This is a genomic window from Rhizobium croatiense, assembly GCF_019793465.1.
GTDB classification, from domain to species: domain Bacteria; phylum Pseudomonadota; class Alphaproteobacteria; order Rhizobiales; family Rhizobiaceae; genus Rhizobium; species Rhizobium croatiense.
Window position 1 is genome coordinate 1 of the sequence record NZ_JAILYJ010000027.1, and the last position, 24,441, is coordinate 24,441.

Below are 24,441 nucleotides of genomic sequence, written 5' to 3' on the forward strand. Positions count from 1 at the left end.
GACGTTCTTGCCAGCATCGCTGATACGTCGATTACCAGGCTGGAGCAGTTGCTTCCGTGGAATTGGACGCCGCCGACCGTCAACGCTCAAGCGGCCTGACCTGCGGCCTTCACCGGAGGCTTACTTTGCTGAAGGCGGTCGGCCGATTGGAATGCTCCATCAGACCTCAACTTACCGGCAGCAAGGACTGCAGGTTCGATAGCTTCTTTTCGTGGATGAGGATATACGGATCCTCGAACTCTACCCGCATCTTGTCCTGGTTGGCGACGAAGTAGGGGCTGAGGTACGGGTCGAATGCATGCGCGCGAAGACTACGAGTTTGGTCTCGGCGGTCTTGGCTTCCTCGACGAAATGGCACTCTCGTTGCTAACCTTCTCCATTGCGTCGACGAGGAACGGCCGCGCAAGGTCGATGCCACGCTTCGGGTCCATCGATTCATCCCGGACGCTCCCGCCTTGCGTAATAGACTGGATTTTTCATTTCTGCCTGGGTTTCAAACCTGTCTCGCCGTGGTGTTGCTGCATCCCGTCCTGCCCCGGCTTTTGGTCCTGCCAGGCTCGCGCTGCCCGCAACGGCTTTGCCGTCCTTCACTTCGTTGCGGCCCTGCGGGTGCTGGCCGCACTTGCAGCCTGGCTTTTGGACCGCCGTAGCAGGTCGCGATGGCCGCGACCTCGAACGGAGGTTCAGAGATGAACAGGCAGCAATCCAATCAACGATCCGATATCTACAGCCGCATCACCACCAAGATCATCGCCGATCTCAAACAGGGCGTCCGTCCATGGACCAAGCCATGGACGACGGGAGGCTGGACAGCCGAGGTCAGCCGGCCACTGCGCCACAATGGCCAACCCTACACCGGCATCAATGCTCTGCTCCTCTGGTCTGAAGCCATCGCCCGCGGCTTTGCATCACCAAGGTGGATGACGTTTCGCCAGGCAATCGAGCTCGGCGGCGCCGTCCGCAGGGGCGAAACCGGCACGACCGTCGTCTTCGCCAGCTCTTTCATCCGCGCCGAGACGACGGAGACAGGCGCCGAAATCGAACGCGACATCCCCTTCCTCAAAACCTACACCGTGTTCAACACCGACCAGATCACCGGCCTTGATGGCCTTGCCCATTCCATCGCGCCTGACCAGGATTGGATGAGCCGCATCGGTGCTGCCGGCCGCTTCTTTGCCAATACCGGCGCCCTGATCCGCCATGGAGGATCGGCGGCCTATTATGCTGCTGCCCGTGACTACATCCAGATGCCGTGCTTCGACGCCTTCCGGGACGATGCATCCTATGTCGCCGTTCTCAGTCACGAGATGACGCACTGGACCGCTGCACCGCGAAGGCTCGATCGGGATCTCAGCCGCTATGCGAAAGACAGGAGCGAACGCGCCCGCGAAGAGCTCATTGCCGAACTCGGCAGCTGCTTTCTCTGCGCCGATCTTGGTATCGTCCCCGAGCTCGAACCACGCCCCGACCATGCAAGCTATCTCGATGACTGGCTCAAGGTTCTCGGCAGCGACAAGCGTGCCATCTTTTCAGCGGCAGCTCATGCCCAGCGCGCGGTCGACTATCTGCATGACTTGCAGCCGGACCTCAACGAGGAGGAGGCGGCGTGAGCCGTCTCCTTCTTAGCCACCCGGACGCCGCCCACTGCCGCGACCCGACGGCCGCAAGCTCCTATCCCGCGAACCGGCGTCTAAAATCGTCAGGCATTGACCTCGCGCAGCTAGTGGGGCGTGTTCACCGGCATATTGAAGTGACGCGCGAAGTATTCCGACGGCGTCGTCATGCGGCCCGTGGTGAGAACCAGCGCATCCCCTCGACCGTCGATGCTGAAAATCACGCGACTGTGCAGGCTTGCAACCTCCTCCGGCAGATCCTCCCTTAGCATCGCGATGGCGGAAGCCATCGTCCGCCGAGGGCGAACGAGAACGATGTCCCGCGCGAACGAGTCGTCGTGCGTAGCATCGAGAGAAGCGTTGATGACAGCGGGTCGTCGGATGATCTATTTGGAACTAGCAAAAAATATTGCTTTGATAAATTTGCGCTGACAGCTTTGGCCGCGGCCTCAACACGAGCGGGTGCCTGCAGCCGCTGGCGCGCATTGGAAAGATGGAGGCGGACGGTTTGAATGGATAAGTTTCAGTCTCCTATGGATAGCACCGTCACTATCGCCGTCGGATAAAAGCTGCAAACAACGTCTTTCCTGTTTCGTCAGATCCTGCCTGGGATTAGCGATCTCTCCGTCCAAACGCGTTGGACCCGTTCATGAAATCTGTTTTCGCTTGGCGCGTAATGCCGGATAGACACTGGAGAGCCAACCATCGGCGCCCTCACCGGTAGGTCATGTTCCAGCCGAGTTCGCCGGTGCGCAACGCGCTCCATATGCTGAGCGGCGACGGAGATAGGGAACGCACGGGCGGGGGCAGTCGGTCCCGCCTCCCTTGACGGCCGCTATGCTGAGGCTCCTGCGGCTGCCCTTGTTCCGCCCTTAGCGTGGCGAGAATTCCCGAAATCCGCCTCACGGCGCCGCTATGCTGATTTCTCCGATACTCTTCATTGTTTGATTGCAACCCGCCTGCGGACGGGTTGCCTGATCGTCCCTGATGACTACCGGCAGCCATGCGATCGGGCTGGCGGATGATTCGCATCTCACTCCATTAAAGCCGAAGATCAGTCAGTTTAACCCCGCCTCCTGGCTGGCGCGGAAAGAGCTCAGCTTGCTCAGGAGGTCCTGAGAGATCTCGAATTGCCGCGCCGTCCCCCGGCCCATGGCGTTCTTCCCCATCGTCTCCACCAGCATTCCCCGCTTTACCAAAAGGTCGACCGTCTCCTTCACACCGCTGCGTGTTAGCTCGGTAATCTCAATTATATTAGAGAGGGTTAGCTTCTGATGGGCCTGAGTCATCGTATAGAGGATCGTCATCATGCCGATCTGCTTCAGCCTCGCCTGCGGGGTCTCGTCCTCCAGCGGATGGTCGAGGATCTCATGGAGAATGAGTCCCGAGAAGGCAAGGTTGTGCCATTGCGTTTTAATCGCGCTTGTCATGTCATTTAACTATGTTATATACGACAGTATAAACGCGGGCAGGCAGATTGAGTCTCCCGAAACGCAATAGGGCGCCATCGTCTCGAAGGATCCTGTTCATGAAAAGCCTTCTCCTGAATTCACTGCTTACGGTCTGCTTCGTTGCGCCACCCTATCTTATTTTCGGCAGTAAAGCGCGGGCCGAGGATTGGGGATGCCAGGTTATTCTATGCCTTTCCAATCCCGGCGGGCCGACGCAATATGCAGAATGCCGGCCGCCGATCCAGAAGCTGTGGCGGGAGCTTGCCGAGGGGCACTCATTCCCGACCTGTAGCGGCGTCGGTTTTCAGAGTTCGCGGCCTGGCTATGAACCCTATTATTGCGATGCGGGGTACAAGCTCACGACTGATAGCGGTCGCGGCGGTCGGCAAGCAACCTGCGTATCGACATCGCCGCAGCCGGTGAGCAACAGCCTCTGCTGGGATGGGAACGACTATACTTCCCGCGACAATTCGGTCCTGTCGCCACATTGGCAGCGCGTGGACGGGCACCGCCAGTGCATCGGCTATCCGACAACGCGCCCGAATGTGCGATCGCAGCCGCACTATGTCGATGTCACCATCGACGGCGCCGGTAAACAGCGCGTTTGGTATTGACCGATGGGTGCTGCATTCGTCGAAATCGCGCAAACCTGCGCGCCGATGGTTCAGGTGGAGACGCTGGCCGGCATTGTCAGCCTTGAGAGCCGGTTTCAGCCCTTCGCCATCCGCATCAACAGCGGCCCACCACTCGCTGCTCAACCCGCATCGAAGGCGGAGGCGATCGAGGTCACGACGTCTCTGATTGCCGATCACCAGGATATTCAGATCGGGCTCGGCGGTATCGCGATAGAGGCGCTTCAAAAATTGAAGCTATCCGTCGCCGACGCCTTCGATCCCTGCATGAACCTCAAGGCCACGGCTACGCTTCTCGACGGATACTACCGCGCCGCATTACGCGCGGGGGATCCGGCTCAGGCCGAAAGGGTGATGCTCCAGTCCTATTATGGCCGCGATGATCGATCCCTCGGCGCCATGGTCAAATATGACGAGCAGGTACGCCAGGAAGTAAAGCAGTTATCGCCGACGCTTGCCTCGCTCACCATCGGCGAACGAGGTGACCAGGCCGGGTCTGGCGTGCCGACGCAAGATGAGGCGCCGCCGGCGCTTGCGAAACAATCCTCCCAAACCGCTGAGGCCGCATCCTGGGATGTTTTCAGCTCAGGGCGGCGATCCACGGTTCTCGTTTTCCAGAATGATTGATCGGAGCAAAGTGAATGATCTCCAAAGCCAGCCTTCGCCCCTTTGCCGCATCCACGCTGATGGCGGCCGCCATTGTCATCTGCCTGGTCGAGCCGGCCTTCGCCCAGGCCGCCGGCATCGAAACCGTGCTGCAGAACATCGTCGACATGCTGACCGGCAATATCGCCCGTCTGCTGGCGGTCATCGCCGTCATCATCATCTGCATTGCCTGGATGTTTGGCTACATGGATTTGAGGCGGGCCGGCTTCTGGATTATCGGGATCGGCGGCATTTTTGGCGCCACCGAGCTGGTCAACACCATCGTCGGAGGCTGACGGGCATGGCAAACGCTCCCAGCCTCGAAGAAGACATCCTGTTCCTCGCCTGCACCCGCCCGGCGACGATCGCAGGCGTGACGATGGAGGCGATGGGCGTCAACATCATGCTGACGACCATTCTCTACATCACAGCGGGGTCGATCGCCTATGCGCTGATCGGCGTCGTCTTCCACGTCGTGTTCCGGGCGCTCGTCAAGCACGACCACAACATGTTTCGGATCCTGATTGCGTGGATCGAAACCCGTGGCCGCTCCCGCAATGCCGCCTATTGGGGCGGCGCCACGCTCTCGCCTCTGACGCTCACCCGACGTTATGACGAAAGGGATCTCAGCTTTGTCTAACATTGCGACGCTCCGGTCGCGCGAGCTCGGGCCGGAAACCTTCATCCCCTATGTCAGGCATGTCGACGAGACGACCATTGCGCTCGAATCCCGAGCGTTGATGACGATGATCGCTCTCGACGGCGTTTCCTTCGAAACTTCGGACGTCAGGGACCTCAACGACCTGCACCGCAGCCTGAACACGCTCTATCGCAATATCGCTGACGAGCGGCTGGCGCTCTGGACGCATCTGGTGCGCCGCCGCGACAATGCTTATCCCGAGGGACGCTTCGCCAATCCCTTCTCCGACGGTCTGAACGCGCGATACCGCGAGCGCATGGTGAGGGAAGATCTGTTTCGCAACGATCTTTACCTCACCCTTGTCTGGCATCCCGGCCGGGATCCTGCCGAAAAGGCGGCCAAGCTTCTCTCCCGGCTGCGCAAGGCCCGCCGATCCGATACCGAGCTCGACGGGCAGGCCCTGAAGCATCTGCGTGACCGCGTGGCGGATGTCGTCGCCGGCCTGAAGCGCTTCGAGCCGCGGCTGCTCACCCTCCACGAACAGGACGGGATCCTGTTCTCCGAGCCGAGCGAAGTGCTCCACCAGATCGTCGGCGGCCGGCGGGAGCCGATCCCATTGACGGAGGGACGAATTTCCTCGGCAATCTATTCCGACCGGGTCATTTTCGGGCGCGAGACCGTCGAGATCCGTCACGAGGCCGACAGCCGCTATGCCGGCATGTTCGGCTTCAAGGAATATCCGGCGACGACGCGCAGCGGCATGCTCGACGCTATCTTGACCGCACCTTTCGAGCTTATCCTGACGCAGTCCTTCGCTTTCACCTCAAAGGCCGATGCCCGCACGATCATGGGCCGCAAGCAGAACCAGATGGTCAGCGCCGGCGACAAGGCGGCCTCACAGATCGAGGAACTCGGCGAGGCGATGGACGATCTCGAATCCAATCGCTTCGTTCTCGGGGAACATCATCTTGCGCTTGCCGTCTTCGCGCCCTCGGTCAAGGAACTGACTGATCACATGGCGAAAGCGCGGGCCTATCTCACCAGCGGCGGCGCGGTCGTCGCCCGCGAGGATCTTGGGCTCGAGGCTGCCTGGTGGGCGCAAGTGCCGGGCAATTTCCGCTACCGGGCGCGCTCGGGAGCGATCACGTCGCGCAACTTCGCAGCCCTTGCTCCCTATCATTCCTATCCGGCGGGCAAGAAGGACGGCAACGAGTGGGGACCGGCGGTCGCCATGCTCAAGACCGCGTCCGGCTCGCCCTTCTATTTCAACTTTCATCACGGCGATCTCGGCAACAGTTTCGTCTGCGGTCCGTCGGGTGCCGGCAAGACGGTGCTCTTGAATTTCATGCTGTCCCAGCTCGAAAAGCATGACCCGCATATGGTCTTCTTCGACAAGGACCGTGGCGCCGATCTCTTCGTGCGGGCGGCCGGCGGCACCTATCTGCCGCTGAAGAATGGTGTCGCCACCGGCTGCGCGCCGGTGAAAGCACTGGAATTCACTGCGGAAAACAAAGTATTCCTCACCGGTTGGATCGCCAAGCTGGTCCGATCCGGATCTGGCGAATTGTCGATCACCGAGTTGCGCGACATCACCTCGGCGGTCGACGGGGTGGCGGACCTGCCGGTGGAGCGTCGCTCCATCGGCGCCCTGCGCACCTTCCTCAACAACACCGATCCCGAGGGCATTGCCGCACGTCTCCGACGATGGGAAAAGGGCGGCCCGCTCGGCTGGGTATTCGACAACGAGGCTGACGATATCGGCATCGGCGCCAGGTTCATCGGCTACGACATGACCGATTTCCTCGACAATGAGGAGATCCGCACGCCGTTGATGGCCTACCTGTTCTATCGGATCGAGCAGCTGATCGACGGGCGTCGCATCATCATTGTCATCGACGAGTTCTGGAAGGCGCTGCAGGACGAAGGCTTTCGTGATCTCGCCCAGAACAAACTCAAGACGATCCGCAAGCAGAACGGTCTCATGCTGTTTGCGACCCAGAGCCCGCGCGATGCCATCGTCTCGCCGATCGCCCACACGATCATCGAGCAGTGCCCGACACAGATCTTTCTTCCGAACCCGCGCGGCGACCGCGCCGACTATGTCGACGGCTTCAAGCTGACGGAGCGCGAATTCGAGCTCGTCTCGCGCGAACTCTCCGTCGAGAGCCGCCGGTTCATCGTCAAGCAGGGGCACAACAGCGTTGTCGCCGAGCTGAACCTCAACGGCTTCGACGACGAACTTGCCATCCTCTCCGGCCGGACCGCCAATGTCGAGCTTGCCGATGCTATCCGTTTGGAGATCGGCGAGGGACGGGAGGACTGGCTTGCCGTGTTTCATCAGAGGAGGAAGACAGCATGATCCGAACAGGAACGATGCGGCCATTGTTTGTATCGGCCGCTCTTTTGGCGTCGGCGATGCTAGCATCGGCGCAGGGCATCCCCGTCATCGATCAGACATCGATCGCCAAGCAAATCGAGAGCATCGCGCAGCTGAAGTCCCAGCTCGACGCCTTGAACCAGCAGCTCCAACAAGCCCAGCAGCTCTACGGCTCGCTGAACAAGATCACCAACATGGCCGACGTCGCCAACCTGCTGAACGATCCGTCGATCCGCAAGGCGCTTCCGCAGGACTTCAACGCGATCGAGGGGCTGTTCAAAGGTTCCGGCAGCGGCGTCTTCGGTAGTTCCGCTTCCAAATTCGTTCAAGACAATTCCACCTACCGCACCGATGCCGACGATTTCTATGCGCAGGAACTGTCGCGCATCCAGAACCAGAACGCCGGGCAGATGAGCCTCGGCCGGCAGATCTACGATGCGGCGACCAAGCGCATCGGCGGCATCGATGAGCTTCGCCAGAAAATCTCCGGTGCTGCCGACGCCAAGGACATCGCCGATCTGCAGGCCCGCCTCCAGGCCGAGACCGCCTTCTTGCAAGCCGACGTCCTGCGCATGCAGGGCCTGCAGATGGTCCAGCAGGCTCAGGTGCAGGTCGATGACCAACGCAAGGCTGAGGACTGGCGCAAGCGAATGGACACGATGGGAGCGGCGCTGAAATGAAGTGGCTTCTTTCTAGCGCGGCCATGCTTTTACTGGCGGCCTGCTCCCCACAGGCGGATAAGATTTACACCGTCGATGAGCTCATGGCGGACGATGGTCTGCTCGCTAGGATTATCGGCGAATGCCGTAACAATCCCGGAGAACTCCGCGATACGCCCAATTGCCGCAACGCCGAGGCAGCCGACGGCAAGCTGCGGCTGGAGCGGATGGGCAAATCGTTGGGAGGCTGACGATGTATCAGGTCTTCAGCTTCGTCGACGGACAGTTCAAGACACCGCTGGAAAACTTCATTTCCTCCGGCACCTCGAATATCGCCAACTGGGTCAGCGGCCCGCTGACGGCGGCACTCACCCTCTATGTCGTGCTCTACGGCTATCTCGTCCTGCGCGGCTCCGTGCAGGAACCGATCCTCGAATTCGCCTTCCGGGCGATGAAGCTCGCCATCATCGTCATGCTGGTGAGGAACGCCGGCGACTATCAGACCTACGTCACCAATATCTTCTTCGATGCGCTGCCGCGCGAAATCTCGCAGGCGCTGAATTCGGGCACGGCGCCGAGCGCGTCGACCTTCGACAGCCTGCTCGATAAGGGCCAGAAATGCGCCAAAGAGATATGGTCGCGGGGCTCCTGGCCTATCGATATCGTCACCGGCGTGGGCGGCCTACTGGTTATCGGCGGAAGCTTTCTTGTCGCGGCGATCGGTTATATAGTTTCGCTCTATGCCCGGCTGACGCTTGCCATCGTGCTGGCAATAGGTCCGATCTTCATCGCGCTCGCCATGTTCCAGTCGACCCGCCGGTTCACCGAATCCTGGATCGGCCAGCTCGTCAATTTCGTCATCCTTCAGGTCCTGGTCGTTGCCATCGGCTCGCTGCTGATCACCTGCATCGATACGACGTTTACGGCGATCGAAGGTTATAGCGACGTGCTGATGCGGCCGATCGCGCTCTGCGCCATTTGCGTCGCCGCACTCTACGTCTTCTACCAACTGCCCGGCATTGCTTCGGCTCTTGCGGCGGGCGGGGCGTCGCTCACCTACGGCTACGGCGCCGCCCGCGATGCGCACGAAAGCACGCTCGCCTGGGCGACATCCCACACAGTCAGAGCGGTCGGCCGCGGCGCGCGTTCCGTCGGCCGCCGCCTGACGCCAGGCCGGACCGAATGACGGTCACCAACGCTTCAGACAATTGAACAGGTTTTTTCGATGCTTCGTATCGTTTTGTCGTTTTTGCTGACCGCCGGTCTCGTAGGCTGCGGTTCGATTTCCCACCCGCTACCGAAATGTGATGGTTATTCCCGCCGGCCGCTGAACCGCGCCATGTGGCAATGGCAGGACAGTGGAGGCGAGCAGCCGGCGACCCGGGCCGTTCCCGCTGAGCCGACCAGTCACGCCGCCGCCTATGTGCCGGAACCATCTTCAGCCACACCGGCCGCTTTCGCGCATTTCGATGTCGCGAGCTCCTACCGTCCATGCGAGGGCGAGTGACATGGTGACCACGGATAACCTCAAAAGTTACTTCGACAAGGCCCGCCGATTCGATCAGGACCGGGTGATCCAGGTCGAGCGCTCCGCCCGCATCGCTTGGTTCATCGCTGCTTGCGCCGGTACGCTTGCTGCCGTTTCCGTCTTTGCCGTTGCCGGCCTCACGCCTTTGAAAACCGTCGAGCCCTTCGTCGTGCGGGTCGATAATTCCACCGGCATCGTCGATGTGGTTTCGGCGCTGACATCGACCGCCGGCACCTACGACGAGGCCGTCACCAAATATTTCGCGGCCAAATATGTCCGTGCCCGCGAAGGTTACGTCTGGAGCGAGGGCGAGGAGAATTTTCGCACCGCGGCGTTGCTATCGGCGCAGCCGGAGCAGACTCGATTTGCCGCAGTCTACCGCGGCAGCAATCCAGACTCCCCGCAGAACATTTATGGCCGCAGTGCCACGTCGCGGATCAACATTGTCTCCATCTCGCTGATCAACGCCAATGTGGCATCCGTCCGCTATATGAGGACGGTGACCCGCGGTGACGAGGTGCGCACGACGCACTGGGTTGCGACCCTGACCTTTTCCTATGCCAATGCCCCGATGTCCTCGACCGACCGGCTGATCAACCCGATCGGCTTCGTCGTCAGCGAATATCGCGCCGATCCGGAGGCGATCAATTGAAACCGCGTTTCCTTCTCCCGCTCATTCTGGTTACCGGTTTCTCTTCGGCGGCGCTCGCCCTCGAGACGCCACGCGGCGCCACGCAGGACAGCCGCATCCGTTTCGTCGACTACCAGCCCTATAACATCACAAAAGTCGTCGGCACGCTCCGGTCTTCCGTGCAGATCGAATTCGCCGCCGACGAGGAAATCGCTCATGTCGCCCTCGGCAACAGCGTCGCCTGGGAGGTGGCGCCGGCCGGCAACATCCTGTTCCTGAAGCCTCGCGAAAATCAGCCGGTGACGAATATCTCGGTCGTGACGACACGACGGGACGGCTCGACCCGCAGCTATCAGATGGAACTCACCGTCCGTGACGGCAGTGTTGAAGCCGGTCAGAACACCTATTTCTATGTGAAATATCGCTATCCCGCTGATGAAGCGGAGCGGCGCCGGCTGGAAGCATCTGCGCGCGCGCAGGCGGCACAAGCCGGCGAGGCCGATCGCGTGCTTGCCCTTCACGAAGCCTATGGACCGCGCAACTGGCGTTATTCGGCGCAAGGGTCCCAGGCGCTCGAACCGCAAGCGGTCTATGACAACGGCAAGGTCACGACCTTCGCCTTTGCCGGCAACCAGGAAATGCCGGCGATCTATATGGAAAACTCCGACGGCAGCGAAAGCCTGGTTCCGAAGTCAGTCGACGGCAATCTCGTCCTCGTTCACGCGATCAGCCGCAAGTTCATACTGCGCCGTGGCGGCGACGTGCTTTGCGTCTTCAACGAAGCCTACGATCGCGTCGGCACCAATCCCGAGACTAACACGACGTCACCATCGGTCGAGCGCGTCGTCAAAGTGCCGCCCGGCGCGGCGCAATAGGAGGCGTTATGGCCGAGGAAGAGATTACCCAGATTCCGGGCGAGCGCGCCGAGACGTCGGCCGGCGGCCGGCTCGACAATAACCCGATCCTCAAACGCGGCGCTGTCGCCTTGGCGATCGTCGTCTTTGTCGCGTTCGCTCTCTGGTCGATGCGAGGGCAGGACAAGCCGTCAGACGGTGCCCAGCCGGAGCGCGTTGTCATCCGGCAGACATCGGATTTCGAACCGGCGAAGGAGCCACAGCCGGTGGCGACACCGCCGCAGGTCCAGCTCCCGACGCCTGTCGCCGCCGAGCAGGCGCCGACCGACGGCGACAAGCTGCTCGATGCTGCCCGCCGTGCGCCGGTCATCGCCTATGGCGGCGAGAAATCGCCGGCAACGCGGCGGCAGGATCAGGGCGAGGCGTCGGATCAGGCCTCGAATTACGTGCCGCTCGGCGCCAATCCCGGCGGCTTCGCCTCGCAGGGCGAAAACGATGACCAGCGCTTCGACCGCTTGCTGACACCGACGCAATTGCAGGGATCGCGTGCCGGCACGTTGGGCAATCGTGATTTCATCGTCGCAATGGGGACATCCATTCCTTGCGTTCTCGAGACCGCGCTCTCCTCCGATCAGCCAGGGTTCACGAGCTGCGTCATCAACCGGGACGTTCTTTCAGATAACGGCCGCGTTGTGCTGATGGAAAAAGGCACGCAGATTGTCGGTGAATATCGCGGCGGTATTCGGCGTGGACAAAAGCGCCTGTTCGTTCTCTGGAACCGGGCGAAGACGCCGAAAGGCGTGATCATCACTTTGGCTTCGCCCGCAACCGACGCGCTTGGCCGGGCCGGCATCGATGGTTATGTGGACACCCATTGGTGGGAGCGTTTTGGCAGCGCGATGCTCCTGTCGATCGTCGGCGACGCCAGCTCTTATGCCAGCAGCCGGCTGCAGGACAGCGATGTCGACGCGCAAAACACCACCAGCGCCGGTCAGCAGGCGGCGGCGATCGCCGTCGAGCAATCGATCAACATTCCGCCGACGCTCATGAAACATCAGGGCGAGCTGGTTTCGATCTTCGTCGCACGCGACCTCGATTTCTCCACCGTCTACCGGCTTCGTGTGACCGAGCCCCGCAACCGCATCTACGACCGTGCTGCGCTTGGGGATTTCAGCCCCTCCTCGAAGCTCGTGACGAAATAGGTTCGGCAATGACTGAAGCTGCCGACTCCGGCGTCGTGCGCGAACTGCTTTCGCCGCTATCACGCTTTCTGCGTGACAAGACCCTCTACGAGGTCATCGTCAACCGGCCGGGACAGGTCGTCACGGAGGGGAGGGAGGGATGGCAGACCTATGAGATGCCCGAACTCTCATTCGACAGGTTGATGCGTCTCGCCCGCACGGTCGCGAGCTTCTCCAATCAGTCGATCGACGAGACGCGGCCGATCCTGTCGGCGACCCTGCCGGACGATGAGCGGATCCAGATCGTCATCCCGCCGGCAACGACGAAGGGAACCGTCAGCATCACCATCCGCAAGCCGTCCTCTGTGTCGCTGACCCTCGAGGATCTCGATCATGGAGGATTGTTCGCCGATGTCGCGCCTGTCGAAAGCGACGGGAGACGATTGGACCAAAGGCTGTTGGAATACTATCGGATCGGCGCCTACAAGGCGTTTCTGCGGGAGGCGGTGTTCGCAAGGAAGAACATCATCATCTCCGGCGCCACGGGGTCGGGAAAGACGACGCTGTCGAAAGCGCTGATCCGCCACATCCCGCAAAATGAGCGGATCATTTCCATCGAGGACACACCGGAACTGGTGGTCCCGCAGCCCAACCATGTTCGGCTCTTTTACTCCAAGGGCGGGCAGGGTCTCGCCAAGGTCGGCGCGAAGGACCTGCTCGAATCCTGCCTGCGCATGCGGCCCGACCGTATCCTGCTGCAGGAGCTGCGTGACGGGACGGCATTCTACTACATCCGCAATGTCAACTCCGGCCATCCTGGCTCCATCACCACGGTCCATGCCGACTCCGCCCGCCTCGCCTTTGAGCAGCTGACTTTGCTGGTCAAGGAGTCGGAGGGTGGTGGGGACCTCGAACGGCACGACATCCGCGAGATGCTGACGATCGCGATCGACATCATCGTCCAATGCAAGCGGATCGACGGCCGGTTTCGGGTGAGCGAGATCTACTATCGAGACGCCGCGACTGACCTCGGCCGCTCTTCGTCGGATCGAGCTTAACGGGTTGCGTCCGGGCCTCTAACAATTCTGTCGGTTTCGACCGTCAGTCCAATTGTGCGGCCTTCTCACGCAGGACCACTGAAAACGCGCGGAGCCCCTGATGGTCCAGTGCATCAATGAATTCGTGAACCGCCGGCACCGTCTTGCGTAAATTCAACCGGGCGCGCCTGATGCTGTCGATCAATGCGCTCTAAAAGGTGGATGGAGGCCCACGAGGAAATTGTCCGGCGATACGCAGGTCACCCCATGAGGCCGAAGCTCCGTGACAGGGAAATCCTTGAGATTCCACGTGACAATCACGGAAGCTTTTCCGGCGATGGCTGCAGCTAAAACATGACGATCATCGGGACCGGTAGCGAGAGGTTGGGGATGAGGATTTGGTGGTTACCGACATCGGCATCGGGCAAAACTTCCTTGATCCGATCACGGGTCGCTTCCAGACGGGAGAAGGGTATCTCGGGTGAGCCGATGGCCAGATTGCGAATCCACTCGGCGTGGATGTCGTCGGTCCAGCGTGCGTCGACGAGACCGTCGAAAGCACACTGGACCAAGACATTGCGTAAATGGAAAGGGTAGAGGACGCAGGCATCGTAGACCGCGACGGGCGGCTTAGAGGCCATGATTGACGATCAGATCCTCTGTGTCCTCGGCCAGCGCGTCGAGGCTTTTCTGGCGAGCATCGAGCTTGGCCTTGAGCGCAAGAACATCCTTCAACTTGGCTCGGCGGTGCTTGCCGACATAGCGGAAGGGCAGATCGCCGCGATCCATGCGCAGCACCACGAGAGGACGTGAGATGCCGAGGATGGTGGAGGCGTCGGTCGGGCTCAATTCCTGATCTTCCGTGAGCACGGCAACACGCTTGCCGCGCAACAGATGATCGAGGAGTGCTTCGACAGGTGCGAAAGCCGAGGCTGGAAGAGAAAGGGTTTGAAGCTGTCCACCTTCGCGGCGAATCCGCAGTTCCAGGTGGTCGCCCTCCGCCAGCTTTGGGATCGGCGCGACGGCCTTGCGGTCGCGATCCGACAATTCGGTAAATTGAAGAACATGGCTGGTCATGGCGAACACCTCTGACCATGTATATAGGGCAAGTCGCTCATAACTGCAATACCTGAAATATCCTCCGCTTTCCATCTCCGATTTCCGGGTGCCATAGGAGCGCGCGGCGAACGAGCTCGACCCGCCAACTTGAAGCGTGGGTTACCGCCAACGGCAAGCGCTCCGCTTCCGATGTGATCGTGCAATGCAAAGGGGCCGCCTCACCAACTATGCAGAAAAATAGGGCCGCTGGAAAACCAGGGCCCTTTAAGGTGTGAAGGTCAATAACCTCCAGAGGGGAACAGCTGATACGATGGCACTGGGAGGAAAACCATCGACTGCATCAACTTGAGGCAATATGCTCATATTTTGACCGCTTGGTAAAACATTTTTTGTGCAGTGCAGCTATGCAGAAATGGCAGAGAGTTCTCTGGGCCGATTTGACCGGGATATAGCTTCACGCATTCGAGATCGCCCGGGCGATGGCTTCCTTTTAGGGCGCCTACGTCGCTGACCAAGGAGGCTGGTGTGGATCATGGCAGCCGCGGCATTTCGCCGTCGGCCACACGCCAGATCCACGGCGTCATCTCGGCTCTCGCGGCGATCATCTCATTCAGTGCAACGTCATAGTCTTCGTCGGCCTTCGTCGGAACGATGAACATGGCGATCGGCGCTGGCTTTGCCTCCGGTAAGGTCACGGAGGCAATCGGCTGGTCGCGCGAAAGATCGAACCGGAGTCCTTTCACGCTTCTTCGCTTCAGGCTTGAGAGCCGCTCCAGGAGACGCTGTTCATGGATGGTTTCGAACGGGATCCAGTTCTCGTTGACCACCATCAGCGCCACTTCCTCGACCGAAGCTATCCCCGCTCCCGAAATGCCGAACGTGGCGATGCCGATGAGATGAAACCCCTCGTTGGATCGCCACAGTTCCAGTTCGGTTTCATATCGGGCATTCAACCGTTTCCACGCACCCTCATCGAGCATGAAGGGGAAAGGCAGGTGGCGCACCAGCATCTTCTGGCCATCGCGCGCTGAGGAAAATTCCTTTACCTCTCCGACGGTCATCATCAGTTTCCGCGGACCGGGACCGGTTAACTGGGCTCCGGCCAACATCGCTGCGCGCCTGGCGGAGATCCCTTCCTTGTCCTCCTGATGAAACACTTCCGGCACGAACAGGATGTCGCTAAGCGGACCGCCGCGGACAATCATCTGTCGCGCTGCGTTCAGCAGGCTGCTGCGGACGCGACCCCAGCCGCGTCTCCCAGCCCACAGCGCCGTCCATTCAGTCAGTTCCCCTGTCTCCCAGAGATAATGGAGCATGGCCTTGAGCGACAGCTTTTTCGGATCGTTTCGCACCGTTTCCGACGGCTCCGAAGATGAGGCCGAAGCCGATCGGTTCCCTCGTTTCGACAGCGAGAAATCGAGTTTCAGCACAGCCGCGCCCGTCGCTGCGTCGATCTGGATGGCATTGCCGATCAATGGACCAAGACCCGACAGCTCATATGGCGGTTCATAGGATGGGCAGCCGGGATCGTGATCTCGTCCTGAAAGCGGCATCCGTTTGATCAGGAATTGGCCATCCATCCGGGCGATATACATCGGCACCGGCGGTTGCCGACACGGGCAAAGTGGCCTGAGCTTCTGTTCGTAAGCGCGTTCGAGCTGCGGCAGAAACTCTGGAGAACTGTCGTCGAACGCCTGGTTGCCGATCAAAAACTGTCGCACGTCGTTCCTCCCTTGCCTGGCCAAAGGCTGATCGAGCCGTAAAAGGAAGGCGTAGCATGAGCTTCGCGGACTTTACTAGCGCAAAATAGTTAGTATGTAAATGTTACGGCCGCTGGGGCCGATTTCAACGCCAAGGCAGGAATGATCGTTAATTTTAATTTTTGGAGGCTGGAATGCACGTATCTTCTTTTGATAATTAGAAGTCAACGGTGCGTTGATTAGAAGTCAGCCGGTCAAAATGTAGAGGCTGCGCCAGCATGAAGTGAGTTCTAATCGCGTGCTACCCAGCCCTTCGAGCCGGCCGGCACTGAACCGCCGATCACCTTGCCGCCTTCCGACTGCCCGATGGCTGCCGGCGTCTCTACATCGCAGCTGACGCCGATGCGGCCGGCCGGCACCCTGTCCACGCGGCAGACGGGCCGGAACCGCGGCGCCTGACGCCGCGGCGAAGCGCCGGGCGGCGGAAGGGAGGTTTCTTGCTGTGCCAGGAATGGCGGGCCGCACGCGGCCCAAGCCAGGGGAAGAAACCTGAGCGACCCGCTGAAGGCCCGCCCGCCGCATGGTAAGGGTCGCCTCTCGGCAGGCCCGCGGGCGGGCGCCTACCCGTGCGGCGACCGGCAGAGACCTGCCATCCTGTAGGCCCTCACGCCCTCACCTTCCCCGTCCGGCTCGATCATGCGGGCAGAAAGGCCAGAGCGTTTCAGAACGAGCTGCGCCCTGAGATTAGCGATGAGCCGTTCCGGACTGAGCCGGCGCAGATCCTCGTTGAAGTCGCCGAACTCCGGGGCAAGCACTAGCGGCAGGATCCCCAGCGCCTACGTATCGAGGGATTGAGCTACCGCGCCCAATCGCCGTCAGGCCGCGAGAGGCGCGGCCCAAATCCGACGGAGACCATCTGAACCTATGTCTTCCCATCGACGACGCCTTCGAGCCCCGCCCCGCCTCGTCCCCAACCGACCGTTTCATCTACGAGATGCAGATCTACGGCCATCGCCCCTTCCAGGATGAACCGGACCCGCGTCCGCTGCCGGAGGAGCCGGTCGTCCAGTCGGCGCTGACCGCCATGTTCGATGCTCTATTCGAAATGCTCGGCGATACCCGCCTGGAGCCCGATCTCGAAGACCTCCTGTGGTCGACGGTCAATCTCTTCCACCGCGCCGGCGAGCGCATCCAGCGGGAGCTTCAGCGTAATGAGGATAGCCAACGCAACGGTCAGCGCGAGCAGGACGGCTCGGAGGTCAAGAGTGTCGAGTTGGAGCGCCTCGTTGCCGAAGGCATCACGCTGCTTGAGCGCCGCAATGCCTTCGAGTTCATGCGCGCCTATGCGGGCGACCACTTCGAAGCCAATGCGGCTCGGCATGGCGGCCGCGGACGGGCTCCAAGGTCAGCCACGCCAACATGACCGCGGCGATGATCGACTCCAGAGACTTTCCATCCGCCCGCCGGCGCGCCGAGACCGAAGTGCTGATCCCGGCAGGCACCAAGATCGCCTTCGGCGGCGGCATCGACTACAATGATCACGAACGAATCTGGGCGAAACTCGATCAAGCCCTCGCCAAATATCCCGACATGGTGCTGCTGCACGGCGGCTCGCCGAAGGGCGCCGAACGTATCGCTGCCTGCTGGGCAGAAGCGCGCAAGGTGATACAGATCGCCTTCAAGCCGAATGGACGAAGCACGCCAAGGCCGCACCGTTCCGCCGCAATGACGACATGCTCTCGGTCATGCCGGCTGGCGTCGTCATCTTCCCCGGCTCCGGCATTACCGGCAATCTTGCCGACAAGACCCGCCGACTTGGCATCTCCGTTTTGGCAAGCGGCGGGAGATGGCGCGTAAGCGCCATCTGTCCATACGGCTGAAGGAGATGCTTGCATTTCGCAAAAATTGTGTACACATTTGCCGCTGAAACGGAGCTTCGCCATGACCCAATCTCGGCAGCAGATACCATCTCCCCGCCGTGTCGGCGTGCGGGAATTTCGCGGCAACCTGACGTCTTTCCTCAAGCAGGTCGAAGACGGCCAGCGGTTCGTCCTGACGTCGCATCACAAGGTTGTCGCCGAAATCGGCCCGCCGTCAGCCGGCGTCGTCATGCGGAAACCAGGCGCGTTGCGCGGAAAGATCAAAGTTGCCGATGACTTCGATGGTCTGCCGGCGGATGTTCTGAAGTCCATGGAAGACGGGACGTGAGGCTGCTGCTCGATACACATGCCTTGCTGTGGTGGCTGAACGACGACGAGAAGCTAGGGAACCATGCGCGTCGCCTTATTGGCGATCCCGAGAATGATGTCCTCGTCAGTGCTGTCTCCCTTTGGGAAATCACTGTGAAGCTGCGCATCGGCAAACTTGATGCCGATATCGAAGAGATTGTTGCGATTTTGCCGGATCAAGGTTTCGACCGGCTGGATATCTCGGACGCGCATCTTATCGCTCTCGCTGCTCTTCCACTTCATCACCGCGATCCTTTCGATCATCTGCTCATGGCGCAAGCCGTGGCGGAGGGAGCGTATTTGGTTTCGGACGATCAAAATGTCGCGCTTTATGGCATTCCGTTTGTGACTTGCTCCGATCCTGTTGCCTTGTGATCTCACCGAGCTTGGCTCCGCGGATGAAGCCGGCTCACATCGTTCCGGTTGCGTGTTTGCCAATGGCGATGTACCTGGCGACCCATCGGCGGCTCAGGTGCTTGGGAGCGGGCACGTTTGGGGAAGATCACTCATTCGACGCCCGCGTGAACAGCTTCACCCGGGATTGGAGCACGGTCTGCAGACGGCAATGCGGTGCCGCGGCGACCTCGCCGATCAGCAGAAATGTTATCGAGGTGCTCACAGCCTGCCGCAGCCGGGAGCGGGCGAGGGTATTATGTTGATCGACATGCGGGCGAAGCGTCCGTGGAGTGTGCGGCCAATATCCCCCAGTGCTTGGACCGGGAGGCCATGGTTTGTTGTCTCCTTCGATTGCCCCGAACCATTCCCGTTTTATATCGCTCGTATAGACGACCGCCTGCTTTGGCGGCCAACCCCTGAAGGGGTAAGACTCGCCCGAAATTTTTGCAAATTCGATTTCGGTTCGTTTATCCTGGTGGAAAATAGAATTTTGCAAAATTTTCAGGCGAGCTGACCGCAGCAGGTCGGCCGTCTCTTCGTGCGCCATCGGGAATGGTCCCGAGCAACCGAAGGAGACAACAACCATGGCCACCACGATCGCAACGCTCACGCAGAAGACCGACGGCATCCTCGAAGGCGTCTTCGCCACGATCCGGGTCAACGCCCCGATCGCCATCGTCCCAAATGCCAGCAAGGCAAGCGAAGAAGCGCCCGACTACCGCGTCATTCACCGCAAGACGGGCTTCGAGATCGGCGCCGCCTGGAACCGCATCGCGCGGCAGACCGGCGAGGAATACCTCTCAGTGAAGCTTGAGGCTCCCGAGATCGGTGTGATCTTCGGCAATCTCGCACCGGCACCCGGCGGCGATCCTAGCAAGAAGGTGATCCTCTGGAACAGCCCGAACTGAAGAACAAAGCGAGCGGCCTCGAGCAATCGGGGCCGGCTTCGCCGTATCTCAGGTTTTGCGCGCAATAGCGGGATTGAAAGCGGGCATCGAGCCCGCCTTCAATCCTCCTGTCGTGCCACACGAGACCAAGGACCCTGTCTGCTCAGATACTTGAAGTCTGCCGTGAGGCTCGTGCCGCCTCAAGGACTTCGCGGCCCCTCCAATTTTCAGCCGGCGCCCTGAAGGGCACCGTCAGAAAATCGGTTCCTCCGCTCGCCGGCTCCGCCGGTCGCTGACGCGATCCTTGACCCGGCCCGATCCTCACGACCCCGGGCGTCATCTTTCACATTTCAGGAGACGACGACGATGACGATTGCACTCGAAATTCAGGTTGAGGAACTGCGGGCCGAGCTCAGGAACGCCGATCCGGCTGAGCGCCGCCAGATCGAAGCGGAGCTGGAGATCGCTCGGGCCGAACTGAGGGTAGCGATCGCCGAGCAGGAGGGCGCCATCGACGCCGCGCCACCCTTCTGAGGCGGCGTTTGCCTCCTCGCCTGGGCCGGTACGCCGGATCGACCGGCGCGTCGACCCGAAGCTGCGCTTCACGCCGATAATTACCGGCAAGGACCAGGAAGACTTCCGCGGACAGCCCGGACCATGGGTTCCCGTCCGACATTTGTGTTCGGCCTATAGCCGCGCGCCCGTTTTGATCGGAGAAGTTCGAGGAACATACGGACTGCATCCTCCTCTCTGTCGAAGTGATGCACCATGGCTTGTCCGATCGTTCCGATGCGTCCCCATCGCCGCGTCAGGCATGGTGTGCCGAACAACGTCGGTTCGATTGCGAGCGCGTAGAAGCGCGCCATGTTTTTCGTCGCGTCCCTGCGTTCGATGTAGAGCTGATAGGGTTGAGTGAGCATGACGGAGAGTCGCCTCTTCCAGCTTTTGCGTCTAACGACACTTATGAATCGGTCGGCCCACACCGATTCATTTTTGTGATGATCGTTGAAGCCGAAGATCATGGATTTGGGCGAGCCGGCCAATCGGCGGCCGGGTGCTATTCGCTCCGCTCACGGAGCCCGAACACCGTCTCCGCCTCCGGTCACGCCCCCTCTCGCGGAATGACGTGAGCGAATTGCCCAGCCGCAGGGCGGCGGTTCTATCCTCGACACCTCCTGCCGGCTCACGCCGGAAACGGTCGCGTCCCCTTCGGGTCCGCGGGTCTCTTCTCTCTCTGACGTCCAATTTTACTCCAGCAAATCCGGCGTCAAGGACGGCGCGTCTCCCCCAATTTTTCCGCTGCTGCGTTTCACTGCGCTCTGGAAAAATCGGTTCCCCCGCTTGCGAGCCGCGTTCCGCGGTCCTTGACCCCTCTTTGCAAGAGAGTGGCCGATCTCCGTCATCAACGAAGGAGATCACATTATGACAACCGATCAGAACCTTATACTCTACACCAAGTTTGCCGGCTTCCGGCTCGTCGTCCTGGCAAACCGCTTCGGCTGCGACAGCGATTTTTCGCGAGAGCTTCACGATCGCCTGGTTGAGGGGCTCGACGCGGCAATCGATCGGATCAGCGTCATCATGGAATTGGAACGAAGTGTTCTCATCGGGGAGGATGAATTCGCCGAATATCAGCTGGAGGGCGAGATCGAGATTTTCGGGCGCTTCACTATCAATCTGCTGGACGAACTCGAAATTGATTACGACACGCATGAATTCCGCGTCAACGGCGGCGATTGGATGAGCGCTTGGGCTGCCGACGACACTGGCGTCGATATCAACTATCCTGAGCTCGTTGCGCTGATTGCGGACGAACTCGGCTCGCTGGCGCCGATCATCAAGGATATCACGTTGGCAACTCGCATCCCGGTCTATGCGGGGCGCGTCGTTTGGTCATGGTGGTAGCAGCACCATCTCACATACTGAGAGGCGACAGACGAGGTTGCCTCTCAGTTGCCGATGGCCCTCAAGTGAGCCGAGGAAGGACGGCTGCGAAGTTTCACAACAATCGCAGTAATGTTGTAAATGCTCTAAATTCCAGCGATAGCAAGGAAGCCCAATGCCGAAGCCAAGCGGGACGTATTCAACCAGTGACCTCTCACGTAAATCCGGCGACATCATCGCCGAGGCGCTGCGTCATCCGGTGACGATCACCCAGCGGAACAAACCCCGGCTGGTTCTCCTCAATATCGAAGATTATCAGCAACTGATCAGGCAGGCAGACCGACGCACCGTCGGCACTATCGAAACGATGCCCGATGAGCTTTTTGCCGAACTCGAAAACGCCGTCGACGCCTATGCCGGCGAGGACGAGGTGGGCCGCTGATAAAACCACGATCATAGCACCGGTTTGACGAAACGATTGACCTTCGCTGCCTGATCCATCTCCTTTCGCCGGAAGTAGATCGCCCGGCCGCAGCGGATCGGACTATGCCCCTGGACGATGATGATCTGCTCGTCCTTCCTCATCGACTGGGTGATCTCGTGCGGCATGATCAGCGGCCGGCGCTGGAAGTTGACGTTCTCGGATCTCCTGGATGCATTGTTCTTCGTGTCCCAGCCGATGTTGCGGGAACTGCCCTTCACCTCCACCGTCATCTCGCCACATTGCGCAGAGAGGTTGCGCGCCGTGTCGAGCGCCTTGATCGCTGCGTAAGAGGCGAAAGCGCAGCCATCGATCCATGACGTCGCGCCATCCTTCCCGAAATGCCGCTCCAACTGCCCGACCGACTGGTACATCAACATCATCGAGATGCCGTACTTGCGGCCGCGGTCGCGCGCCTCCTCGAGCACCCTCATGTAGCCGAGCAGATCGACCTCATCGAGCATGAACAGCGCCCGGCGCTGGAAGGCGCCGTCGGCCTGCACCATGGCGTTGATGAGCGAGCCGATGATCACACGAGCGATGCCCGGATAGGAGCGCAAGATCGATGCGGAGATGTTGAGGAAGACGTCCTTCTTGCCCGAAACGATATCACTCGATTTGAAGGCATTGCCGCAGACGAGCGCGGCATAGCTGTCGAGCGACAGCCACTGGGTATCCTTCGATGCTGTGGAATAGACGCCCGAAAACGTCTGCTCGGTCATGTTGGTGAAGACGCCGAGCGTTTCGCGGATGAAGGCCGAACCGGAATGCTCCTGAATGTCGCGCAGCATAGCGAGCACCGAGGGCTCCGGTTCGGAAACGATCTGGCGGAGACTGCGCAAGCTTCGCCGGCCCTCATATTCGGGCGAGAGCATCACATGGGCGAGCAGACCGGTCAGGAGGTTGTGCGCCTGGTTCTGGAAGTAGGATCCCGTCGAGCTTTCGAAGCGAAGGCTTTCCGACAGCAGCATATGGGCAATGCCGACGATGTCCTCTTCCTTTTGCTTGGATGCTTCGATCCCGTCGAGCACGTTGAAGCCCATGATCGGGTTCGTCGGATCGAGCACCATGACCTCGCGCCCGAGCGCATTGGTGCGGTGCTCGACGACCATGGGCGCGACCTCAGTGGAAGGATCGAGGCAGATCATGGGTCCGGTATATCTGAGCGCCGTCGGCACGACGTTGCTGGTCGTTTTGTATCCGCCCGATCCCGCGAAAAACAGCATATGGGTGGAATCGAAGTCCTGTCTGTAGGTGAGCAATGGCGCCTTCCCGCCCTGTCCCCATGTGCTGCGATCGTTTACATCGAAGGGAAGCGCATGGATGATTTCCTTGTCGACCCGATAACGCTCGCCGACCACGATTTCCCCATCCGGCGGGAACAGCTTTCCTGCTGCCGCCATCGGCAGCCAATCGGCATCTCCAAATATTCCACGCCGGGCACGCTTGATTTCATCTGGCACGACGACGGAGATGCGGGCGGACACCGCCACTGCCATGAAGCCGGCGACGGCAGCAATGACTGCGGCCATATCAAGATAGGACAGCGCTCGATCCCACGGAACGACCCGGGCCTGCACAGTAGGTGCAAGCCGGCCGAATTCGCGCAGCGCATAGAAGGCGGCAACGCTGAGAAAACACAAAAGACTTGCCATGGCGACCGGCCTTCGCCGATGCAGCGGCAAGACCCACACGGTCAGAAGTCCGGCAAGAGGTCCGAACAGTAGAGGCGGTACAGGTGCTGCCCGCAGGAACCAGTGTTCTATCTTCCCGGACATGCCGGCGGCGAGTCCCGGCCATCGCCAGCCAACAATGTAGATTGTGATCGTGGTGACGGCGATCGGTACCAAAACGAGTAACAGGCTCGGATGCGGTTTCCCTCTTAGGCCCATCTTACTTTCTCCTCGAGATGCGATGAACCGTTCCTCAGCGAGGGGGCCTTGAAAGCCTCTTCGCCGATATCGCGCAGCCGCCGATGCTCGATGGAGCCTGGGACGAGCCTTGCCATTTCTATGAGGCCGCCGAGCAGGAACGCCCGATCCGCCTTCGATAGCCCGGCTTTGACGACGATCCCGCCGAGCAGGATCTTTTCGCGCGTGTCGCGCTTGCGCTCAGCCGTCATTTGGAACCTGCCCCTGCGCTCCAGCGCCGCTATCTGCTGGTCGACGCGTTTGAGGAGTGGGGCCAGCGGCGCCTTTCCTTTCCCCCTTCCGAAATCGCGCGGCGATTTCCTCGATGATCCGATCGACCTCCTCGTCGGCGATCTCCATCTCCGCCAGCCCGGTTCTGGTCGCGGCGCGGGCAAACCGCTCGGCCGATTTAACTATCAACAATCGTTTGCGTTCGCGCAGCTTTTCGATCTGGGCGTCGAGATCGGAAATCGATGATTTTGTCGCCATTCCTGGTTCCTTTTCTGCTTTGATGTCGAAGGTGCGATTATACTAACTAGAATAAAACAGTAAAATGCGCTACCGTGCAACCAGAAAAGCGGCATCGGCCCTTCGGTCCGATCTGTTTGAGGGCGCAATATACGTCGCTGTCGCGACGTGCTTGGGCCA

The 24,441-nt window shown here is 60.4% G+C and carries 30 protein-coding genes and 2 pseudogenes; 21 read left to right on the forward strand and 11 right to left on the reverse strand.

Annotated features, from left to right (window positions below; all coding sequences use genetic code 11):
* Nucleotides 1-172: 172 nt before the first annotated feature.
* Nucleotides 173-395, reverse strand: a pseudogene (groEL, locus tag K6M89_RS31315) (chaperonin GroEL); the annotation flags it as partial.
* Nucleotides 396-689: 294 nt separating this feature from the next.
* On the opposite strand from groEL, the gene K6M89_RS28885 reads away from it, so the two are divergent.
* Nucleotides 690-1,610: an ArdC family protein gene (locus K6M89_RS28885; protein WP_004673402.1), complete on the forward strand. Its 921-nt coding sequence runs from the start codon at nucleotides 690-692 to the stop codon at nucleotides 1,608-1,610.
* A 110-nt stretch (nucleotides 1,611-1,720) separates the two neighbouring features.
* Here K6M89_RS28885 and K6M89_RS28890 read toward each other — a convergent pair whose 3' ends face one another.
* Nucleotides 1,721-1,903 carry a hypothetical protein gene (locus K6M89_RS28890; RefSeq protein ID WP_016737443.1) on the reverse strand — a complete coding sequence of 61 codons (183 nt, stop codon included), beginning with the start codon at nucleotides 1,901-1,903 and terminating at the stop codon, nucleotides 1,721-1,723.
* Nucleotides 1,904-2,671: 768 nt separating this feature from the next.
* Nucleotides 2,672-3,043 carry a hypothetical protein gene (locus K6M89_RS28895; RefSeq protein WP_004673403.1) on the reverse strand — a complete coding sequence of 124 codons (372 nt, stop codon included), beginning with the start codon at nucleotides 3,041-3,043 and terminating at the stop codon, nucleotides 2,672-2,674.
* A 98-nt stretch (nucleotides 3,044-3,141) separates the two neighbouring features.
* Here K6M89_RS28895 and K6M89_RS28900 point away from each other — a divergent pair, with 98 nt between their 5' ends.
* The 13 genes from K6M89_RS28900 to virB11 are packed head-to-tail and all read left to right on the forward strand — an operon-like array spanning nucleotide 3,142 to nucleotide 13,269.
* Complete coding sequence (locus K6M89_RS28900; protein WP_018446357.1) at nucleotides 3,142-3,678, forward strand: hypothetical protein; 537 nt, start codon at nucleotides 3,142-3,144, stop codon at nucleotides 3,676-3,678.
* A gap of 3 nt (nucleotides 3,679-3,681) precedes the next feature.
* The gene (locus K6M89_RS28905; RefSeq protein ID WP_004673406.1) at nucleotides 3,682-4,323 is read left to right on the forward strand and encodes a lysozyme family protein; all 642 of its coding nucleotides are present in this window, start codon (nucleotides 3,682-3,684) and stop codon (nucleotides 4,321-4,323) included.
* 14 nt (nucleotides 4,324-4,337) lie between these two features.
* Nucleotides 4,338-4,637: a TrbC/VirB2 family protein gene (locus K6M89_RS28910; RefSeq protein ID WP_004673407.1), complete on the forward strand. Its 300-nt coding sequence runs from the start codon at nucleotides 4,338-4,340 to the stop codon at nucleotides 4,635-4,637.
* A 5-nt stretch (nucleotides 4,638-4,642) separates the two neighbouring features.
* The gene (locus K6M89_RS28915) at nucleotides 4,643-4,981 is read left to right on the forward strand and encodes a VirB3 family type IV secretion system protein (protein ID WP_018247156.1); all 339 of its coding nucleotides are present in this window, start codon (nucleotides 4,643-4,645) and stop codon (nucleotides 4,979-4,981) included.
* The gene (locus K6M89_RS28920; protein WP_004673411.1) at nucleotides 4,974-7,340 is read left to right on the forward strand and encodes a VirB4 family type IV secretion/conjugal transfer ATPase; all 2,367 of its coding nucleotides are present in this window, start codon (nucleotides 4,974-4,976) and stop codon (nucleotides 7,338-7,340) included. The genes K6M89_RS28915 and K6M89_RS28920 overlap by 8 nt, the downstream gene beginning before the upstream one ends.
* Nucleotides 7,337-8,038, forward strand: coding sequence for a P-type DNA transfer protein VirB5 (gene virB5 / locus K6M89_RS28925; RefSeq protein ID WP_004673414.1), 702 nt, complete (start codon nucleotides 7,337-7,339; stop codon nucleotides 8,036-8,038). The genes K6M89_RS28920 and virB5 overlap by 4 nt, the downstream gene beginning before the upstream one ends.
* A complete protein-coding gene (locus tag K6M89_RS28930; protein WP_004673415.1) occupies nucleotides 8,035-8,268 on the forward strand; it encodes an EexN family lipoprotein in 234 nt (77 codons plus the stop codon). Before virB5 ends, K6M89_RS28930 begins: the two co-directional genes overlap by 4 nt.
* Nucleotides 8,269-8,270: 2 nt before the next feature.
* Nucleotides 8,271-9,203: a TrbL/VirB6 family protein gene (locus K6M89_RS28935; RefSeq protein ID WP_004673418.1), complete on the forward strand. Its 933-nt coding sequence runs from the start codon at nucleotides 8,271-8,273 to the stop codon at nucleotides 9,201-9,203.
* Nucleotides 9,204-9,242: 39 nt separating this feature from the next.
* Nucleotides 9,243-9,524: a hypothetical protein gene (locus K6M89_RS28940; protein ID WP_004673420.1), complete on the forward strand. Its 282-nt coding sequence runs from the start codon at nucleotides 9,243-9,245 to the stop codon at nucleotides 9,522-9,524.
* Nucleotide 9,525: 1 nt separating this feature from the next.
* The gene (locus K6M89_RS28945; protein WP_004673422.1) at nucleotides 9,526-10,197 is read left to right on the forward strand and encodes a VirB8 family type IV secretion system protein; all 672 of its coding nucleotides are present in this window, start codon (nucleotides 9,526-9,528) and stop codon (nucleotides 10,195-10,197) included.
* Entirely contained in the window at nucleotides 10,194-11,051 is an 858-nt protein-coding gene (gene virB9, locus K6M89_RS28950; RefSeq protein WP_004673424.1) for a P-type conjugative transfer protein VirB9, read from the forward strand. Before K6M89_RS28945 ends, virB9 begins: the two co-directional genes overlap by 4 nt.
* 8 nt (nucleotides 11,052-11,059) lie before the next feature.
* Complete coding sequence (gene virB10 / locus K6M89_RS28955) at nucleotides 11,060-12,232, forward strand: type IV secretion system protein VirB10 (protein WP_004673426.1); 1,173 nt, start codon at nucleotides 11,060-11,062, stop codon at nucleotides 12,230-12,232.
* Nucleotides 12,233-12,240: 8 nt separating this feature from the next.
* On the forward strand, nucleotides 12,241-13,269 hold the full coding sequence (gene virB11, locus K6M89_RS28960; RefSeq protein ID WP_004673428.1) for a P-type DNA transfer ATPase VirB11: 1,029 nt from the start codon (nucleotides 12,241-12,243) through the stop codon (nucleotides 13,267-13,269).
* A gap of 326 nt (nucleotides 13,270-13,595) precedes the next feature.
* Here virB11 and K6M89_RS31320 read toward each other — a convergent pair whose 3' ends face one another.
* From K6M89_RS31320 to K6M89_RS28975, 3 genes are all read right to left on the reverse strand, one after another.
* The gene (locus K6M89_RS31320; RefSeq protein WP_004673430.1) at nucleotides 13,596-13,889 is read right to left on the reverse strand and encodes a hypothetical protein; all 294 of its coding nucleotides are present in this window, start codon (nucleotides 13,887-13,889) and stop codon (nucleotides 13,596-13,598) included.
* Complete coding sequence (locus tag K6M89_RS28970) at nucleotides 13,879-14,400, reverse strand: MerR family transcriptional regulator (RefSeq protein WP_018247157.1); 522 nt, start codon at nucleotides 14,398-14,400, stop codon at nucleotides 13,879-13,881. The genes K6M89_RS31320 and K6M89_RS28970 overlap by 11 nt, the downstream gene beginning before the upstream one ends.
* 437 nt (nucleotides 14,401-14,837) lie before the next feature.
* On the reverse strand, nucleotides 14,838-16,028 hold the full coding sequence (locus K6M89_RS28975) for a DUF1173 domain-containing protein (protein ID WP_026188839.1): 1,191 nt from the start codon (nucleotides 16,026-16,028) through the stop codon (nucleotides 14,838-14,840).
* Nucleotides 16,029-16,923: 895 nt separating this feature from the next.
* On the opposite strand from K6M89_RS28975, the pseudogene K6M89_RS28980 reads away from it, so the two are divergent.
* From K6M89_RS28980 to K6M89_RS28990, 3 genes and pseudogenes are all read left to right on the forward strand, one after another.
* Nucleotides 16,924-17,864 (forward strand): annotated as a pseudogene (locus K6M89_RS28980) (DUF2493 domain-containing protein).
* A gap of 84 nt (nucleotides 17,865-17,948) precedes the next feature.
* The gene (locus K6M89_RS28985) at nucleotides 17,949-18,215 is read left to right on the forward strand and encodes a type II toxin-antitoxin system Phd/YefM family antitoxin (RefSeq protein WP_004676093.1); all 267 of its coding nucleotides are present in this window, start codon (nucleotides 17,949-17,951) and stop codon (nucleotides 18,213-18,215) included.
* Complete coding sequence (locus tag K6M89_RS28990) at nucleotides 18,212-18,610, forward strand: type II toxin-antitoxin system VapC family toxin (protein WP_008536014.1); 399 nt, start codon at nucleotides 18,212-18,214, stop codon at nucleotides 18,608-18,610. The genes K6M89_RS28985 and K6M89_RS28990 overlap by 4 nt, the downstream gene beginning before the upstream one ends.
* A gap of 127 nt (nucleotides 18,611-18,737) precedes the next feature.
* Here the strand turns inward: K6M89_RS28990 and K6M89_RS28995 are convergent, their stop codons facing one another.
* Entirely contained in the window at nucleotides 18,738-19,178 is a 441-nt protein-coding gene (locus K6M89_RS28995; RefSeq protein ID WP_004676094.1) for a hypothetical protein, read from the reverse strand.
* 37 nt (nucleotides 19,179-19,215) lie between these two features.
* Here K6M89_RS28995 and K6M89_RS29000 point away from each other — a divergent pair, with 37 nt between their 5' ends.
* Nucleotides 19,216-19,539, forward strand: coding sequence for a DUF736 domain-containing protein (locus K6M89_RS29000; protein WP_004676095.1), 324 nt, complete (start codon nucleotides 19,216-19,218; stop codon nucleotides 19,537-19,539).
* A gap of 345 nt (nucleotides 19,540-19,884) precedes the next feature.
* Nucleotides 19,885-20,052, forward strand: a complete 168-nt coding sequence (locus K6M89_RS29005) for a hypothetical protein (RefSeq protein ID WP_004676096.1) — start codon at nucleotides 19,885-19,887, stop codon at nucleotides 20,050-20,052.
* 80 nt (nucleotides 20,053-20,132) lie between these two features.
* Here the strand turns inward: K6M89_RS29005 and K6M89_RS29010 are convergent, their stop codons facing one another.
* A complete protein-coding gene (locus K6M89_RS29010) occupies nucleotides 20,133-20,438 on the reverse strand; it encodes a WGR domain-containing protein (protein ID WP_004676097.1) in 306 nt (101 codons plus the stop codon).
* A 502-nt stretch (nucleotides 20,439-20,940) separates the two neighbouring features.
* Here K6M89_RS29010 and K6M89_RS29015 point away from each other — a divergent pair.
* Nucleotides 20,941-21,423, forward strand: a complete 483-nt coding sequence (locus K6M89_RS29015; protein WP_004676098.1) for a hypothetical protein — start codon at nucleotides 20,941-20,943, stop codon at nucleotides 21,421-21,423.
* 154 nt (nucleotides 21,424-21,577) lie between these two features.
* Nucleotides 21,578-21,844 (forward strand): type II toxin-antitoxin system prevent-host-death family antitoxin, encoded by a 267-nt coding sequence (locus K6M89_RS29020; RefSeq protein ID WP_004676099.1) that lies wholly within the window; start codon nucleotides 21,578-21,580, stop codon nucleotides 21,842-21,844.
* An 11-nt stretch (nucleotides 21,845-21,855) separates the two neighbouring features.
* Here K6M89_RS29020 and traG read toward each other — a convergent pair whose 3' ends face one another.
* From traG to K6M89_RS29035, 3 genes are read right to left on the reverse strand one after another with little or no spacing between them, the layout of a single operon-like run.
* Nucleotides 21,856-23,775, reverse strand: coding sequence for a Ti-type conjugative transfer system protein TraG (gene traG, locus K6M89_RS29025; RefSeq protein WP_004676100.1), 1,920 nt, complete (start codon nucleotides 23,773-23,775; stop codon nucleotides 21,856-21,858).
* A complete protein-coding gene (locus K6M89_RS29030; protein ID WP_004676101.1) occupies nucleotides 23,766-24,005 on the reverse strand; it encodes a conjugal transfer protein TraD in 240 nt (79 codons plus the stop codon). The genes traG and K6M89_RS29030 overlap by 10 nt, the downstream gene beginning before the upstream one ends.
* Complete coding sequence (locus K6M89_RS29035) at nucleotides 23,995-24,282, reverse strand: TraC family protein (protein ID WP_004676102.1); 288 nt, start codon at nucleotides 24,280-24,282, stop codon at nucleotides 23,995-23,997. The genes K6M89_RS29030 and K6M89_RS29035 overlap by 11 nt, the downstream gene beginning before the upstream one ends.
* Nucleotides 24,283-24,441 lie beyond the last annotated feature (159 nt).